Origin of the sequence: Streptomyces sp. NBC_00162 (assembly GCF_024611995.1) — a bacterium.
Classification (GTDB): Bacteria; Actinomycetota; Actinomycetes; order Streptomycetales; family Streptomycetaceae; genus Streptomyces.
The window spans coordinates 1367027-1383188 of the sequence record NZ_CP102509.1; the positions used below are offsets into that span (position 1 = coordinate 1367027).

At 71.9% G+C, this 16162-nt stretch carries 14 protein-coding genes; 7 read left to right on the top strand and 7 right to left on the bottom strand.

Going from position 1 to position 16162, the window contains the following annotated elements:
* Nucleotides 1–38 precede the first annotated feature (38 nt).
* Nucleotides 39–1010, bottom strand: a complete 972-nt coding sequence (locus JIW86_RS07085) for a LysR family transcriptional regulator (RefSeq protein WP_257552994.1) — start codon at nt 1008–1010, stop codon at nt 39–41.
* A gap of 144 nt (nt 1011–1154) precedes the next feature.
* Between JIW86_RS07085 and JIW86_RS07090 the strand changes: the two genes are divergently transcribed.
* Together JIW86_RS07090 and cydB are read left to right on the top strand one after the other, a co-directional pair.
* Nucleotides 1155–2648, top strand: coding sequence for a cytochrome ubiquinol oxidase subunit I (locus tag JIW86_RS07090; protein WP_257559244.1), 1494 nt, complete (start codon nt 1155–1157; stop codon nt 2646–2648).
* 25 nt (nt 2649–2673) lie between these two features.
* A complete protein-coding gene (gene cydB / locus JIW86_RS07095; protein ID WP_257552995.1) occupies nt 2674–3654 on the top strand; it encodes a cytochrome d ubiquinol oxidase subunit II in 981 nt (326 codons plus the stop codon).
* Here the strand turns inward: cydB and JIW86_RS07100 are convergent.
* From JIW86_RS07100 to JIW86_RS07110, 3 genes are all read right to left on the bottom strand, one after another.
* Nucleotides 3624–4319: an MFS transporter gene (locus tag JIW86_RS07100; RefSeq protein WP_257552996.1), complete on the bottom strand. Its 696-nt coding sequence runs from the start codon at nt 4317–4319 to the stop codon at nt 3624–3626. The two genes, cydB and JIW86_RS07100, sit on opposite strands and share 31 nt — an antisense overlap.
* Nucleotides 4320–4324: 5 nt before the next feature.
* The gene (locus JIW86_RS07105; protein ID WP_257552997.1) at nt 4325–5095 is read right to left on the bottom strand and encodes an MFS transporter; all 771 of its coding nucleotides are present in this window, start codon (nt 5093–5095) and stop codon (nt 4325–4327) included.
* Nucleotides 5096–5242: 147 nt separating this feature from the next.
* Nucleotides 5243–5899, bottom strand: coding sequence for an RICIN domain-containing protein (locus JIW86_RS07110; RefSeq protein ID WP_257552998.1), 657 nt, complete (start codon nt 5897–5899; stop codon nt 5243–5245).
* A 262-nt stretch (nt 5900–6161) separates the two neighbouring features.
* On the opposite strand from JIW86_RS07110, the gene JIW86_RS07115 reads away from it, so the two are divergent.
* The 3 genes from JIW86_RS07115 to JIW86_RS07125 all read left to right on the top strand — a co-directional run bounded on the left by JIW86_RS07115 (nt 6162) and on the right by JIW86_RS07125 (nt 9907).
* The gene (locus JIW86_RS07115; protein ID WP_257552999.1) at nt 6162–7853 is read left to right on the top strand and encodes an RICIN domain-containing protein; all 1692 of its coding nucleotides are present in this window, start codon (nt 6162–6164) and stop codon (nt 7851–7853) included.
* A gap of 168 nt (nt 7854–8021) precedes the next feature.
* Complete coding sequence (locus JIW86_RS07120) at nt 8022–9299, top strand: hypothetical protein (RefSeq protein ID WP_257553000.1); 1278 nt, start codon at nt 8022–8024, stop codon at nt 9297–9299.
* Nucleotides 9296–9907, top strand: a complete 612-nt coding sequence (locus tag JIW86_RS07125; RefSeq protein WP_215148945.1) for a hypothetical protein — start codon at nt 9296–9298, stop codon at nt 9905–9907. Before JIW86_RS07120 ends, JIW86_RS07125 begins: the two co-directional genes overlap by 4 nt.
* A gap of 10 nt (nt 9908–9917) precedes the next feature.
* Here the strand turns inward: JIW86_RS07125 and JIW86_RS07130 are convergent, their stop codons facing one another.
* The 3 genes from JIW86_RS07130 to JIW86_RS07140 all read right to left on the bottom strand — a co-directional run bounded on the left by JIW86_RS07130 (nt 9918) and on the right by JIW86_RS07140 (nt 12666).
* Complete coding sequence (locus JIW86_RS07130; RefSeq protein ID WP_257553001.1) at nt 9918–10442, bottom strand: hypothetical protein; 525 nt, start codon at nt 10440–10442, stop codon at nt 9918–9920.
* A gap of 156 nt (nt 10443–10598) precedes the next feature.
* The gene (locus tag JIW86_RS07135; RefSeq protein ID WP_257553002.1) at nt 10599–11369 is read right to left on the bottom strand and encodes an NPP1 family protein; all 771 of its coding nucleotides are present in this window, start codon (nt 11367–11369) and stop codon (nt 10599–10601) included.
* A gap of 664 nt (nt 11370–12033) precedes the next feature.
* Entirely contained in the window at nt 12034–12666 is a 633-nt protein-coding gene (locus JIW86_RS07140) for a TetR/AcrR family transcriptional regulator (protein ID WP_257553003.1), read from the bottom strand.
* Between the two features lie 64 nt (nt 12667–12730).
* Between JIW86_RS07140 and JIW86_RS07145 the strand changes: the two genes are divergently transcribed.
* Nucleotides 12731–14359 carry an FAD-binding oxidoreductase gene (locus JIW86_RS07145; RefSeq protein WP_257553004.1) on the top strand — a complete coding sequence of 543 codons (1629 nt, stop codon included), beginning with the start codon at nt 12731–12733 and terminating at the stop codon, nt 14357–14359.
* A 155-nt stretch (nt 14360–14514) separates the two neighbouring features.
* A complete protein-coding gene (gene dacB / locus JIW86_RS07150) occupies nt 14515–16155 on the top strand; it encodes a D-alanyl-D-alanine carboxypeptidase/D-alanyl-D-alanine-endopeptidase (protein ID WP_257553005.1) in 1641 nt (546 codons plus the stop codon).
* Nucleotides 16156–16162 lie beyond the last annotated feature (7 nt).

Sequence of the window (16162 nt, forward strand, 5' to 3'; positions counted from 1 at the left end):
CGGTAGCGGCAACGGATCAATGCATCCATAGAACAGGTCTATGACCTCGGGGACGTCGCGGACCTCGCGGACCTCGGGGACCTCGAGGGGCTTCCGGCGGCGTTGAGCGGCCTGCGGGCGAGAGCGTACAAGTCCCTGGCCGGGCCGGTCGGGCGCCGGCCGGTGGGCCATACGGCGCGCAGCGACCGGTCGAGGTCGAGCCCGGTCACCGACGGGGACCGCAGGGTGCCGGCGGCCAGTTCGTCGGCGACGGCGAGCGAGCTGAGGACGGCGGGGCCGCCGCCGCCGGCCACGGCGGTCTTGATGGCGGTGGTGGAGGCGAGTTCCAGCAGGGCGGAGGGCTGCCAGTCCGGGAGGTGAGCCGTGATCGCCCGCTCGAAGGCGGTGCGCGTACCGGATCCCGCCTCTCGCTGGATCAGCGAGGCCGCGGCGAGTTCCTCGAGGGTGATGGCGGTGCGCCGCGCCCAGGGGTGCGCCGGGGCCACCACGACGACGAGACGGTCCCGGGCCACGGCATGGCTCTCCAGCCCCTTCGGTGCGCGGGGGCTTTCGATGAAACCGATCTCGGCGCGGCCTTCCAGGACGGCCCGGGCCACGTCGGCCGAATTGCCGGACTCCAGTGCGACGCTGGTGGCGGGGTGCTGCGCCCGCAGACCGATGAGCCACTTGGGGACCAGGTACTCGGCGACCGTCTGACTGGCGGCGACCTTCAGATGGGAGCTCCGCTGTTCGCGCAGGGCGCCGATGCCGGCGTCCAGCGCGTGCGCCGCGTCGATCACGGTCCGGGCCCACTCGGCGATCAGCGCGCCGGCCAGCGTGGGTTTGGATCCGAGGGCGGAGCGCTCCAGTACGGGCAGGCCGACGAGCTTCTCCAGGTAGCGGATCCGGGAGCTGGCAGAGGGCTGGCTGATGCCGTGTTCCGCGGCGGCGCGCCCCAGGCTGCCGAGTTCGATGACGCTGAGCAGCAGGTCGAGGGCGGGCAGGTCGGGGACGCGCGGAGAGATGGGCATAGAGCCATTCTATGGATGCATCGATCTGACGCCGCTACCGCGAACCGCCGCGGCGGCCGAGGGTCGGGGCATGAGCACCAAGACCCCCGCGCTGAAGGCGGCCTCGTGAACACGGCACAGGCACTGGCACTGGCGCCGGAGACGATGGCCCGCTGGCAGTTCGGCATCACCACCGTCTACCACTTCCTCTTCGTACCGTTCACCATCAGCCTGGCGGCGATCACCGCGGGGCTGGAGACCGCGTGGGTGCGTACGGGCAAGGAGAAGTACTTCCACGCCACGAAGTTCTGGGGAAAGCTCTTCTTGATCAATATCGCGATGGGTGTCGTCACCGGCATCGTCCAGGAGTTCCAGTTCGGCATGAACTGGTCCGACTACTCGCGATTCGTCGGTGACATCTTCGGGGCCCCGCTCGCCTTCGAGGCGCTGGTCGCGTTCTTCCTGGAGTCCACCTTCATCGGCCTGTGGATCTTCGGCTGGGACAGACTGCCGAAGAAGCTCCACTGCCTGTGTATCTGGCTGGTCTCGATCGGCACGATCCTGTCCTCGTACTTCATCCTCGCGGCGAACTCCTGGATGCAGCACCCCGTCGGCTACGCCCTCGACAAGGCCACCGGCAGGGCACGACTCACCCACGTGTGGGCCGTACTGACGCAGCACACCACCCTGGTCCAGGCGTGGCACACCCTCAGCGCCTCCTTCCTGACCGGCGCCGCCTTCGTCGTCGGAATCTCCGCCTTCCACCTGCGGCGGGCCAAGCGGAACGGAGCCGGGCCGGCTTCCGGCGGGCGGACGCCGGTGGCCGTCATGCGCACCTCGCTGCGCCTCGGCCTCACCCTCGCGGTGACCGCCGGCCTGGCCACCGCCGTCAGCGGCGACAGCCTCGGCCAGGTCATGTTCGAACAGCAGCCGATGAAGATGGCCGCGGCCGAGGCCCTGTGGGACACCCGGGCACCCGCGCCCTTCTCCGTCTTCGCGGTCGGCGATGTGGACGAGGGCCGCAACGACGTCGCCGTCGAGATCCCCGGCGTACTGTCCTTCTTCGCGCACCACGACCTCACGGGCTCCGTGCCCGGCGTCAACGACACCGCCCGCCGGGAAGCCGCCCGGTACGGCGGCATGCCCGAGGACTACATCCCCGACGTCTTCATGACCTTCTGGGGCTTCCGCCTGATGATCGGCTTCGGCATGGTCTCCTTCGCGGGCGGCGCGGCCGGCCTCTGGCTGACCCGCAGCCGGCGCCGGCTCGACCCGCCACTGCGCACCGGGGAAGACGAAGTGCCGCGGCTGATGCTCACCCGACGCCGCGAACTCGGCCCCTTCCTCACCACCTGGTACTGGCGGACCGCAACACTCACCCTCGGATTCCCGCTGATCGCCAACTCGTTCGGCTGGATCTTCACCGAGATGGGCCGCCAGCCGTGGGCCGTCAACGGACTGATGAAGACCCGTGACGCGGTCTCCCCCGGCGTCTCCACCACCTCCACCGTCATCTCCCTGACCACCTTCACCCTGCTCTACGCCGCGCTCGCCGTCATCGAGGTCAGGCTGCTGACCCGGTACGCGAAGGCCGGCCCGCAGACCGGGGAGGCACCGCCGGAAGCATCCGGCCACCGCCCCCTGGCCTTCACCTACTGACACGCACCCCGGGACGACCACCACCATGCACCTGCACGACCTCTGGTTCGTACTGATCGCCTTCCTGTGGACCGGCTACTTCTTCCTCGAAGGCTTCGACTTCGGCATCGGCATACTCACCGGGATCCTCGCCCGCGACACCGAGGAACGCGGCGTACTGCTCGCCACCATCGGCCCCGTCTGGGACGGCAACGAGGTCTGGATGCTGACCGCCGTCGGCGCGACCTTCGCCGCCTTCCCCGACTGGTACGCCACCCTGTGCAGCGGCTTCTACCTGCCGATCCTCGCCGTGGTGGTCTGCCTGATCGTGCGCGGTGTCGCCCTGGAGTACCGGCACAAGCGCGACGACGAAGTGTGGCGGCGGGTCTGCGACCGCTGCGTGTTCTGGACCTCGCTGGTCTGCTCCGCCCTGTGGGGACTGGTCTTCGCCAACATGGTGCGGGGCGTGCCCATCGGTCCGGACGGGAACGTCACCGGCGGCCTGCTCGATCTCCTCCACCCGTACGCGCTCCTCGGCGCGCTGACCACCCTGTGTCTGTTCACCCTCCACGGAACGCTCTTCGCCGCGCTGAAGACGACCGGCGCCGTACGCCGCCGGGCCCGGTCCCGGGTACGGCCGCTGGCCGACGTCACGACCGTGGTCACCGGCGCCTTCCTGTTCTGGACACAGGTGCACCACGGCGGGCCGGTGTACGGCCTCATCGTGCTGAGCGTCGCCGTCGTGGCGCTGGTCGCCACCGTCGAACAGACCGCGCTGGGCAGGGACGGGAGGGCGTTCGCGCTGTCCGCGCTGGCAGTCGCGGCCACGGTCGCGACGCTCTTCCTGGCCCTGTTCCCCGATGTGATGCCGTCCTCGACCGATCCCGACTGGAGCCTGACCGTGGCCGGTTCGGCCGCGAGCCCGTACACGCTGACGATCCTGACCTGGGTCGCGGCCTTCATGACCCCCGTCGTCCTCGCCTACCAGGCCTGGACCTACTGGGTCTTCCGCAGGCGCGTCGGCTGACGACCCTCCGACGGGGTCGTGCCGGACTCCCCTGTGGGCTGCGTGGCCCGACCGCGTACGCGGCTTCCGATGGCAACGGTGAGCGCAAGGACGATCAGGACCGCCGCGACGGCGAAGGTGACCCGCATGCCGGTGGCGACGGCCTCGGGGCGCGCCGTGGTCACGTCGGTCGTCGCCGATGCGAGAGCGAACACGGCGCCCATGACCGATGCCCCCGTGATGAGGCCGAGGTTGCGCGACAGGTTGAGCAGGCCGGAGACCACGCCCCGCCGGTCCGGGAGGACATCGGCCATGACGGCGGTGTTGTTGGCCGTCTGGAACACCACGTAGCCGGCCGTGACGACGACCATGGGTGCCACGTAACCGGCGACGCCGAGCCGCGCCGGCATCGCGGACAGGACGGCGGATCCGGCCGCCATGGCGGCGAGCCCGGCGATGGTCATGCGTGGCGCGCCGAAGCGGTCCGCGATACGACCGGCCGGAACGCCGGCCAGGGCGGCGACGAGCGGACCGACCGACAGGACGAGTCCGACGAGGGCCTCTTGGAGCCCGAGGGTACGAGAGAGGTAGAACGGCCCGACCACCAGCGTCGACATCATCACCGTCGAGACGAGGGCGCTCGTGGCGAGGCCCCCGCTCAGCCTCGGATCGCGGAGCGTCCGCAACCGGATCAGGGGGACGCCGCTCTCGCCTCGGCGCGCACGAAGAGGCCGGCACCGCAGGTGGCGGCCACCAGCAGTGCCCCGTTGAGCGCACCGAACGCGCCGCGCCCCAGGGTCACGGCGAGCGCGTACGCCGCGAGCGTCAACGCGAGCAGCAGCGTGCCGACATGGTCGAAGCCGGCCCGGCCGGCCGTGGGCCCGCGCCGGTCGACCGGCAGGTGCCGGTGGGCGAGGAGAAGGGTCAGGATTCCCAGCGGGGCGTTGACGAGGAAGATCGCCCGCCAGCCGAACCCGGAGATCAGGACACCGCCGAGCGAGGGACCGAGCGCGGTGCCGACGGCGGACATCGTGCCGAGCAGCCCCATGGCGCTGCCGGTCTTCGCCTTCGGGACGGTCTCACCGACGAAAGCCATGGTGAGGGCCATCATGACGGCCGCTCCGAGGCCCTGCGCCGCCCGGGCGGCGATCAGCAGCCAGAGCGTGGGCGCGGCGCCGCACAGCACGGAGGCCACCGTGAACAGGAGGATCCCGGCCAGGAGCAGCCGTCGGCGGCCGACGATGTCGCCGAGCCGTCCGGCGCCGACGATCAGGGTGGTGATGGCGAGGAGGTAGGCGAGGACGATCCACTGGACCTCCTGGAAGGAGGCGCCGAAGGCCTGGGCCAGCGTCGGCAGGCCGACATTGGCGATGCTGGTGCCGAGCGAGGACAGCAGCACGGAGAGCGAAAGGGCGGCGAGCGCCCGGCGAACCGCGGGTCTGGAGTCACTGTGTGGGTGCATGCGCAGGAGCGTGCGCGCGCCGTGCGGTATCAGCAAATTTTGTTGCCGTTTCCGGGAAATGCCGCCGTGCGATGCGGTCCCCCGGATCCGCACCGCACGGCGTCTCTCGCCTTCAGGCCGGCCGCTCTACGGGAGCGGCGCCCCCGATCAGTACGTGTCGAGCCGGAACCGCTGGTAGTTGGCGTAGGGGCCGTTCTGGTCCTGGCAACCGAAGTGCCGCAGGCCCACGTTGCTGTCGTCGATGCACAGACCGGTGGCCCAGTTCTTCAGGACGAAGCTGCCGTCCGTGGTCCCGAACAGCTCGAACCGCTGGTAGTTGGCGTACGGTCCGTTCTGGTCCTGGCAACCGAAGTGCCGCAGGCCGATGTTGCTGTCGTCCACGCACTGGCCCGTGGCCCAGTTCTTGATGACGTACGTGGCACCGCCCAGGTGGATGAAGTCGAACTTCTGGAAGTTCGCGTACTGACCCCATCGGTCCTGGCACCCGAAGTGGCGCAGGCCGACGTTGCTGTCGTCCACGCACAGACCGGTGGCCACGCTCCTGAGGCGCCGGGTGGAGACGGCCTGGACACCCACGGCCTGCCCGGAGGCGGACCGGGCGACCAGGTCGGTGGTGGGTGCCGCCGAGGACGCCGGAATCGACGAAGACACGGACGCGGACACCGCCGCCGACGCGGCCGCAGACCCAGCCGGCGAGGTGTCGGCCGTCGAGGAGCCCGCTCCCGCGAGCGTCAGGGCGGATGCCGCGAAGACCGCGGCGGCGATCCGGAACACCCGTCCCGCCAACTTGCTCGTGCTGTTCAACGTACCTCCTGTGGTGAGTTGGGTCGTACTCGCGCCGCTTACCCGGTGGATTCGAGACAAGGGCGCGCCTTGTGGTGGACGGCACCGTCGAACCGGTGTTCCCTGGTGCCGTTCCGCGGCCCGACACTGCCGGGCAGCGGAGTTGGCCGCACGGCCCGGAGCCGACCGCGCAGGTCAGCCGGGGGAGAGTGACGGACAACGGGGGTTGTCCGCGGACAACCGGGGGGACCGGATGGGCAGGACAGGCCGACCACAAGGGGCCATGAAGGGCGCGACGTCGGCGGCCGATGACCTGGCCCGGTTCCTGGCGGAACTCACCGCCGAGCTGACGGTCCGGGAACTCGCGCAGCGCTACGGCGGCGGCAAGACGATGTGGAGCGAGTACCGCAGCGGCGCGCGGGTCGTCCCCCTGGGCAGGCTCAACGCCGTCGTACGGGACCGGGTGCGCGACGGCCGCGGACGCCAGGCGATGCTCCAGCGGGCGCGCCGGCTGCACGAGGCGGCACTGGTCGCCGAGGCGGAAGCGGGTCCCCGGCCGAGGCTCGACGAGGCGTTGCGGCGTGCCGAGGCCGACCTCGCCGCGGCCGAAGGGCTCGTACGGAGCCTGCTCGCGCTCCTGGCCACGCTGCTCGGGGAGAAGGCCGGCCCCGGGGCCGAGCCGCCGGAACGGGAGCCGAATCCGAAGCCGGAGCCGGAGTCGGAGTCGGAGCCGGAATCCGAAGCCACGGTGGGCGGCCTCGTGGACCGGGCGTTCCGTGAGCTGGAGACGGTCCGGTCCCTCCACCGGGCCGCCCGCCACGTGCTGGAACGGGCGCAGGAGCAGAACCGGGCCGCCCTGTCCGCCGGGTCCGGGCCGTCACCGACGGCCAGCGACGACCTGGCGCTGGCGCTGGCCCGCACGGCGGATGCGCTGGCCCACAGCGCGTACGAAGTGCAGGGCCTGTGGCGGGAGTCGAAGGACGTTCCCGGCGGCGGCCGGGCTCCCCTGGAGGGTGTCGTCCTGGAGCGGACCGACCGTCCCTCCGCGGCTCGGGTCCACATGCGGACGGCTCCGCCGCCCCGACCGGACGACGCCCTGCCCATGGTGCCGGTACCGGCGGGCCTGGCCCCCGCTGCCCCGCACCGCGGCCTGCCCCGTTCCTCCCTGGCCGCCGTCGCAGCGGCCATCGTCCTGGCGGTCCTGGCGCTCGCGGCGTCCGCCGCGACGGCCGTGGTCGTCGCCACCGGGCAGCAGCCGGTGTGGACCCAGGCTCCGCTCGGCCCTCTTCAGCAGTACGCGCGGGCTTCTGGTGCCGACGTACGGTCCCCTGCGCCCACGCCCACGTCCACCCCCACTCCCACGGCGCCCAGCCCCTCCCCGGGGAGCTCCACCCCGTCGGACCGCTCGCCGTCCCCGGCCCCGTCTCCGAACCCGGACTCGCGGGCCCCTGGCGCCGGTCCGGCTCCCACCCCCGGCTCCGCCCCCGTGAGCCCGCAGCCCACCCCCTCGAAGGAGCCGGGCCCTAAGGAGCCGCCGGGCGGCCTGTTCCGGTTGGTGAACGACGGCAGCCGCCTGTGCCTGGCCGTACCGCTCCGGAGCAACACGGCCGCGGACGGCATCGTCCAGGCCGACTGCGGTGGGATCGCGGAGCAGGAGTGGTACCTCACCCGGGAGACGACCGACCCGTCGGGCACCGTCTACTCGGTCCGCAACCGGTTCAGCGGCATGTGCCTGTCCGTCGACGCGGCCCGGACCACCAACGACGCCGCCGTCACCCACTACGTGTGCGGCGACCGGGAGGGACTGTTCCCCGACCAGTTCTGGAACGTGCGCTACGACGGCGGGCACCGTGCCTGGCAGCTGGTCAACGTCCACAGCGGCAAGTGCGCCGGGGCACGACCGGGTGACGGGGCGAACGCGCCGGTACTCCAGCGGGACTGCCGCGACGACCCCTGGCTCATGTGGGCGCAGTGACCGGGACCGCGGTCCGACCGGTCCGACCGGTCCGACCGAGCCGGCTGCCCGGGCCACGGCCTGCCGCGTGACGAGGGGCGGGTACCGGGCGGGCGGAGGAGAATGGGAGACAGCTCACGGAGGGTCATGTCTGCCGTTGTCCGATGGTCCGGCCGATCGCTGACCGCAGTGCTTCTGAGCACGGCGGTCGCGTGGGGATCACCCGTCGCCGCACCGCCCGCCCAGGCCCGGGCGGCCGCCTCGATCGTCCTCACGCCGGACCAGGGCTCCCCCGGAACCCCGGTCGTCGTCAGCGGGTCCTGTGGCAGCGGCCCGACGGCCAACACCGCCGTGGGGGCGCGCGACAACGTCCGCGTCCGCTGGGACGACAGCCAAGTCGGCGCCACCGACAGCAACGCCGACGGGGCGTTCGAGCTCTCCTTCTCCGTTCCGGACGATGCCCCGGCCGGACCCCACTCCGTGACCGTCGACTGCGTCTACTCGGTACGGTCCACCGCGACCGCCACCTTCACCGTGGCGCCCCTCGCCGTCCCCGCCCTGACCCTGAGCCCGGCCGAGGGCCCGGCGGGGACGCCCGTCCGGGTCGACGGCTCCGGTTTCGCGTCCTGTCCCGGGAAGCTTCCCGGTACGGTGTCGCTCCTCTGGGACGGGAGCGCGATCGGATCCGCCGAAGTCGCCACCGGTGCGGACGGGTTCACCGCGGACATCACCGTCCCGGCCGATGCCGCCCCCGAGGCGCACGACGTGAGGGCCGTCTGCGACCGGGACGACAGGATCGTCGCCACGGCGCCGTTCACGGTGGACGGCGGCGGGTCCCTGCCGCCCGATCAGGATCCGGTGGTGACGTTCGTTCCCGACGAGGGACAGGCCGGTACGGCGCAACCCCTCCTCTCCGGTTCCGGATTCAACTGTTCGAGTGTGGACCTGCTCTGGGACGGGGGAACGCTGGGCTCCTCCGAGGTATCGGAGGCGGGCACGTTCGAGACCAGGGTCCAGGTCGCAGCCGATGAGCCGACGGGCGACCACGCGATGCTCGTCCGGTGCGCCTCGGACCCGGGCCAGGCCGCCGAGACCGCGTTCACCGTGACGGCCCCGGGGCCGTCCCCGGAACCGGAGACCACCGGCCCGGGCCCCACCCCGAGTCCGGTCCCGAGTCCGGTCCCGCCGACGCCCGTCCCACCGACCCTCACCCCAGGGGACCAGAGCTCGACCCCCGTCGGCTGGGTGGTCGGCTCGAGCCTCCTCGGCGTGGGCCTGCTGGCCGCCGCCGGGGCAGCGATGCTGTCCCACCGCCAGCGGGGGCCGCGCTGGGTGCACGAGCACGTCAGCACCCGGCTGCGCCCCTCCCCGGGGACGACCGACGTCATAGGCCCGCCCGGGCACTCCGTACGGCTGGAGCCGCGTACGGACCCCGGCGAGCAGACCGTGCAGGAGGAAGACCGATGACCACCGCTCCTGTCGCCGAGCCCCTCACCGTCCGGTCCTTCCTGCTGGGCACCGAGGAGGACCAAGCCGCACCCGGGCTCACCGAGGCGTTGCACGACCAGCACGCGGGCACGGGCCTCCTCCCCGGCCTGCGCGGTCTGACGAACGCGGCGGACCGGGCGGTCGAGGCGGAACTGGCCTCCGTCATCGGCGGGTTCCTCGACCTCGACCTCGTCTCCCTGGTCGCGGGCGGCTGGTCCAAGCACACCGCCCTCAAGGCCGCCGCCCGCCGGACCCGCCAGTACCCCGGCAGCGAGGAGATCGTCGCCCTGGCCACCCACGCCATCACGTCCACCCACCACCCTTCGGTGGACGTGCTGGTGGACGGCGCCCCGGCCGCGACCGTCGACGTGGGTCTCACCGTCGTCTTCCGGATCAGCGGACTGGTCGGCGTGGTCCGCGACGCCCGGCTGGTCACCGTGCGCGCCGCGGAATGCGAGGTCGAGGCGAAACTCGCCGTCCGGCAGATCGTCGTCGCGTCCCGGCAGGGCCGCCTGGACCTCCCCGCGGAACTTCGCCTGCGCTCCCCCGTCGAGCTGCTGCCTCCCGCGGACCAGGGGCCGGCGTAGACCTGGAGACCTACTGGCGGACCGGCGGATCCGGATAGGAGCATCCCGGGTAGGTGTCGCCCTCGTATTCGATGCCGCCCGCCATCGTCTGGTCGCAGTCGGGACAGGTGACGACGAAGTGCGGGTTGACACGGAGGAAGGCCGCGTTCTTCAGCTCGAAGATCGCCTTCACCGCATCCACCCCGTGTTCGCGGATCCCTTCCTTCAGGAAGTCGTACGCACTGAACGTATGGCCGTTCTTGCACGCGAAGTCGGCGAACCGGAAGTAGCCGATGTCTCCGAGTCCCAGCTCGGACTCGATCCGCGACTTCTCCTCACTCGATACCGGTTCGAGCCGTGACGCTTTGACGCGCTCGGGCGTCCAGTGCAAGCTCCTGAGGATGCGGGCCTGCTCGCGGGACAGGAAGAAGGAAGCGGTTCTGCCGCTTCTGATCGCCTCCTGCACGAAGGCCACTACGGCTTCGTCGTCCGCCGAGAAGACGGCCTTCCCCTCGCCGACGACGGCTTCGACATGGGCCAGCAAAGCTGTGTCCACGACGCGTCCTTCCAGATCTGCAGCCTGAATCCGATCCTGTGGTCGCGGACAACTATTCTGTTCGACCGCCCCGTTCGGCGGGTGCCACACGGCAGCCGCACCCGCCCGGCCTAATGGAGGGCAGCCTCACCCGCCGACGGCACCCATCGAGAACGGTCACGTCTGATACGGGTCGAATGGGATGCCCGCCGGCTTGGCTTTGGCCAGGTGGGATGCGTAGGCGCTGTCCTTCAGGCCGAAGTGGGCGCTGCCGAAATCGGCCTGGCTGAGCTTGTCCCGCAGTGTCGCAGGGTAGCCCGACCACCCGACGAGCGCGGGGAACTGCCAGGCACGGCGGTGGTTCTCGGGCGGTTCGTCGTTGGTGTTCGCCGCGCGGAAGCAGTGGGTGCTGGCGCCGTCCTTGTGGTAGACGATCTTGGGGTGGGTGCCGTCCCAGCGGATCTGATCGCGCGCGTGGATGTTGAAGTCGCCGTGGGCGGAGGTCGCGACGTACTTGGCCTCGTTGCCCTGGATCCACACCACCACGTGTTCCCAGTCGTGGCGGTGGCCGCCGAGCTCGATGCCGGGGATGGCCTGGTCCTTCTCGAAGTACAGCGCGTACATCACGGCGCACCAGCCGTTGTTGCAGCTCCAGCGGGAGTATCCGTTGGTGTTGTCGAGGTCCGAGGCGTCGCGGCAGTTGCCGTTGAGGGCGCCGGTGGGCTTGAGTCCGCTGTTCAGAACTCCGGTCGGGCCTATGGCGGGTGTCGGGTAGCAGCCGTCGGTGTCGTAGTCATACGCCGGCTGGAAGGTCTGCTCGATCGCTTCGGCCTGGGCGGGCAGGGCCGGGGGTGGCGCCGCGAAGGCCGCCTGGGAAAGCCCGACGACCAGCGCGAGGGCGGCGCCGACGACCACGGCTGATCTCTGGATGTGACGGTTCGTCCGCACAACAGGCCTCCTGGCCGGTCGGGTTCGAGGATGGCGGGCGAATCGCGACCACCGTCGTCCGACACGCCCGGAGCATCATTCGCGAACCGGGGCGACACGGCAAGGGTCCGGGACATCTCTCTTCCTCACACGGCGAAACTTCCGGACTGCCGCTCGGGCGATGGGAATTGACCAGCCGTCAGGAATGGAGGGCGACATGGGCTGGAATGCGGCAGGGGCACCGGTGGGCGTTGAGCGGCCCGAACCGGGCGAGGGCACTCACGGGAGGCACGGGGCCAGGGCGGGAGTGGTCCTGTCAGCTACGAGGAACCGTCGCCGCGCGGCGCGGGACTCGGCGCGGCACAGGAGGCCGCGCGGGATGGGAGGCCGCGCGGGATGGGAGGCCGAGCAGGGTGGGAGTCCGAGCGGGATGGGAGCCGAAGGCCGTCAGACGGTCATCGTCCGAGGGTGTTCATCAGGACGAGGGCCAAGAGGTCCAAGAGGATGACGGCGACGACGCCGCCGATCATGATCCAGGCCCTGCGTGATTCGTCCATGCGTACGAGTCGCCTCCCGAGTCGGACATGCCGCCGTGCGCGGGTCCGGCGGCCGCCCGAAGGCCCCGCCGGCCTCTGGCCATCATGACCCGGTTCCACACGGAGCACAGGTCGGACGTCCGCCGGGGTCAGCCGGAGTGGCCGTCGGGGGTGAGGGTGGCGGCCGCCGCGAACAGGCGGGCGCAGCGCTGCGTCATGGCCGCCGGGGTCTGCTCCGGGTGCTTGACCCACCAGCGGACGAGGGTGGCGACCAGGTCCCGCCATACGTACTTGAGCGCGTCGGCGTCCAGCGGGTCGGTGGATCCGGCCGCGCGCAGCAGTTCGGCGGTGCCGCCGGCGGCGAGCCGGTCGATGGCCGACCAGTACTCCGAGGCCCGGCGTGCCGCCTCGCCGCCGGGCGGCAGGGAGGTGTCGTACAGCACGAACCACGCCTCCCGCCGCCCCTCCAGGGCGGTGAAGACGCCGTGCAGTACGCGCAGCGGCGTGTGCGGAGCGGTCCCGTCCGGGCCCATCGCCGTACGGATGGCGTTCAGGAGCCGGTCCCCGACGGGGACCAGGCAGGCGACGTACAGGTCCTCCTTGGTGCCGAAGTACTGGTGCAGCAGCGTCTTGGTGACGCCCACGCGGGCGGCGATCGCGGGGAGCGACGCGGCCGCGTAGCCGCGGGTGCCGAACTCCTCCGTGGCCGCCTCGAGCATCTGCTGCCGGCGGTGCTCCCGCGGGACTCCCTTGGTACCGGCTTTCGAAGGTGGGGTTGCCATGAGCGGATATTATCAGTAGGTAATTTACCACTAGGTAAATTACCTCGACCTCTGGAGCGCCTCCATGTCCGGCACCACCACGCAGCCGACGTCCCGCACCCGCTCCTGGTGGGGCTGGGGCTGGACGGACGCGCATCCCGACGACGCGGAATGCGCCGCGATGGGCGCCCTGCTGCCCGGCACCCTCAGCCGCCCGCTCCCGGTGCCCCGCATCCGGGACCTGGGCATCGGGAGCCCCGCCGTCGAACCCCCGCCGAGCCTCGCCCACCTGGTCACCGCGGACCCCGGGGACCGCGCCGCCCACGCCATGGGAAAGGCGTACCGCGACGTGGTGCGTGCCCTTCGCGGGCGCCCCGGCCGCATCCCCGATCTCGTCGCCCGCCCGACGGACGAGCAGGGCGTGGCCGACCTGCTGGACTGGGCGGGTGACCGGCAGGTCGCCGTCGTCCCGTACGGCGGGGGTTCCTCGGTCACCGGGGGCGTGGAGTACCGCGGCGACGCCCACCGGGCGGTGCTGTCCCTCGACCTGACCGCCATGGGCCGCGTCCTGGAGGTCGACACCGAGGGCCGGGCCGCGCGCATCCAGGCGGGCACCCTCGGGCCGAGCCTGGAGGACCAGCTGCGGCCCCACGGCCTCACCCTGCGGCACTTCCCGCAGAGCTTCGAGTTCTCCACCCTGGGGGGCTGGCTCGCCACCCGGGCCGGCGGCCACTACGCCACCGGCCGCACGCACATCGACGACTTCGTGCAAGCGATGCGCGTGGTCACCCCGGCCGGCACGAGCAGCTCCTGGCGGCTGCCCGCGTCCGGGGCGGGTCCCTCCCCCGACCGCCTGTTCCTGGGCTCCGAAGGGGCCCTCGGCATCATCACCGAGGCATGGGTCCGCCTGCAGGAACGCCCCCGCCACAAGGCGTCCGCCGCGGTCACCTTCACCGACTTCCACGACGCGCTCCGGGCGGTGCGCACCCTCGCACAGTCCGACCTCTCCCCCGCCAACTGCCGTCTGCTGGACTCCGGTGAGGCCGCGCTGTCGGGCGCGGCGCAGGACGGTTCCGCCGTGCTGGTGCTCGGCTTCGAGTCGGCGGACGAACCGGTGACCGCCCGGCTCGAACGGGCCGTCGGCGTGGCCCGCTCGTACGGCGGCCGGTACGGCGGGGCCGCAGGCCCGGACCAGGCCCCGGGCGAGGCCGCGGCCGGTGACACGGGCGGTGACGCGGCCGTGGGCGCCTGGCGTTCGGCCTTCCTGCGGATGCCCTACCTCCGCGACGGTCTGGCCAGGATGGGCGCCGTCGCGGAGACCTTCGAGACTGCGGCCACCTGGGACCGGATCCCCGGCCTGATCGAGGCGGTGCGCACCGAGGTCGGCGCGGCGGCGCTCAAGGCCACCGGACACCCGGCAACCGTCAACTGCCGTCTGACTCATGTGTATCCGGACGGGGCGGCTCCGTACTTCACCGTCCTCGCCGCAGGCCGTGCCGGTGACGAGGTCGCCCTCTGGGACGACCTCAAGGCCGTGGCGGGCGAGGTCCTGCACCGCCACCGGGCCACCATCACCCACCACCATGCCGTCGGCCGGGACCACCGTCCGGGCTACGACCGTCAGCGCCCCGAGCCCTTCGCCCTCGCGCTGCGGGCCGCGAAGGGGGCCCTCGATCCGCGGGGCATCCTCAACCCCGGCGTGCTCGTGGACTGAACGGGGCCGCGGGCGGCCGGCGGACACGGCGGCCCGGCGGGTTGACAGCCGGGCGAAGTGCGCGCCGGATGGGGCCGTGCCACGCTGATCAGAGGCCTGGGGGCTCGCTGACCGGGCGGCGCGGCCCATGTCCGTCGAGCCGAACGGGGCGTGCCATGGTGCGAGTAAAGAACACCCGATCGCGGGGGCGCCGCACGGCCGCCGGATGCGCGGCCCTGTTGCTCGTGGCCCTGATGTCGGGGACAGCGGCCGGAGCAACGCCGACACCCACCCCGACGCCCACGCCGACCCCGACCCCGACACCGTCCGGCGACGGCGGTTCCGGCCCGCTGGACCCGCGCATCACGGAGATCATGCGGAAGCCGGAGTACCGCTACGCCCAGTGGGGCCTCCTCCAGAAGGACCCGGCCTCCGGGCGGGTGGTCCACAGCCTGTTCCCCGGACAGTTCTTCATCCCCGGGTCCACGGCCAAGCTGTTCAGCGTGTCCGGGGCGTGGAACACCCTCGGTGCCGACCACCGCTTCGAGACACCGGTCTACGCGGTCGGCGAGCGGCGCGGGGCCACCCTGACCGGTGACCTCGCCCTGGTCGCCCAGGGCGACCTCACCATGGGCGGCAGAACCAGCCCCGACGGCTCGGTCTCGTTCACCAACCTCGACCACACCTATGCCAATGACGTCCCCGGCGCCACCCTCACCCCGGAGAACCCCCTCGCCGGGATCGACCTCATAGCCCAGCAGGTACGGCGCTCCGGCATCACCCGCGTGGACGGGAACGTGATCGTGGACGACCGGCTCTTCGCCCCGGCCCCGGTCCTCGACCCGACTCCCACCCCACTGATCATCAACGACAACCTCATCGACCTGACGACCACGCCCGGGGACCGCGCCGACGCGCCCGCGCGCCTGGACTGGCGCCCGAAGGTGGCCCCGTACGACGTCACCTCGACGGTGAAGACCGTGGCGGCGGGCAAGCCGGCCGCCGTCACGGTGACGACCTCCGGGAACGGCACCCGGATCCGGCTGTCCGGCACGATCGCGGCGGGCGCCGAACCCGTACTGCGGGTGGCCCCCGTCACCGACCCGGCGGCCTTCGGACGCACCGCGCTGATCGAGGCGCTCGAACGGGCCGGGGTGGAGGTCACCGCCGGCCCGACGGGCCCCAACCCGGTAGGCGAGCTGCCCCGCACCTACGAGGGCCGGCCGCGCGTGGCGGTGTACACCTCGCCTCCCTTCGCCGAGTACGCCAAGCTCATCCTCAAGGTCAGCCACAACCTGGGCGCCAACCTGGGCATGTGCCTGATGGCCGTCACGACCGGCAGCCACGACTGCATGGACGGGTTCCCGGTGCTGGCCGGGTTCCTGGACGAGGCGGGCGTCGACCGCAAGCAGGTGCAGCTCCTCGACGGCCGCGGCGGCAACCCCGTCGACCGGTCCACGCCGCAGGCGGAGGCGGAGATGCTGACGTACTGGCAGCGCAACCCCGAGGCGAAGCTCTTCCGGGAGGCACTGCCCATCCTCGGCGTCGACGGCCTGCTGGCCGAGAACTGCCGCGACTGCCCCGCGCGCGGAAAGGTGTTCGCCAAGACCGGCGCCGCCGTGGGGCTGGACGCCCTCAACGACCGCCTGGGCGTGGGAGCGATCACGATCGCCGGGTACCTGGACAAGGGCGGCGGCCGCTACGACGTCTTCTACGCCGGCGTCACCGGTGCCTCCACGCCGACGACCGACCCGAGCGGCATCCTGAGCATCGCCAACGACCTCGCCATGATCGCCGCGTACCTCCAGGAGGAGTGAGCAGGGC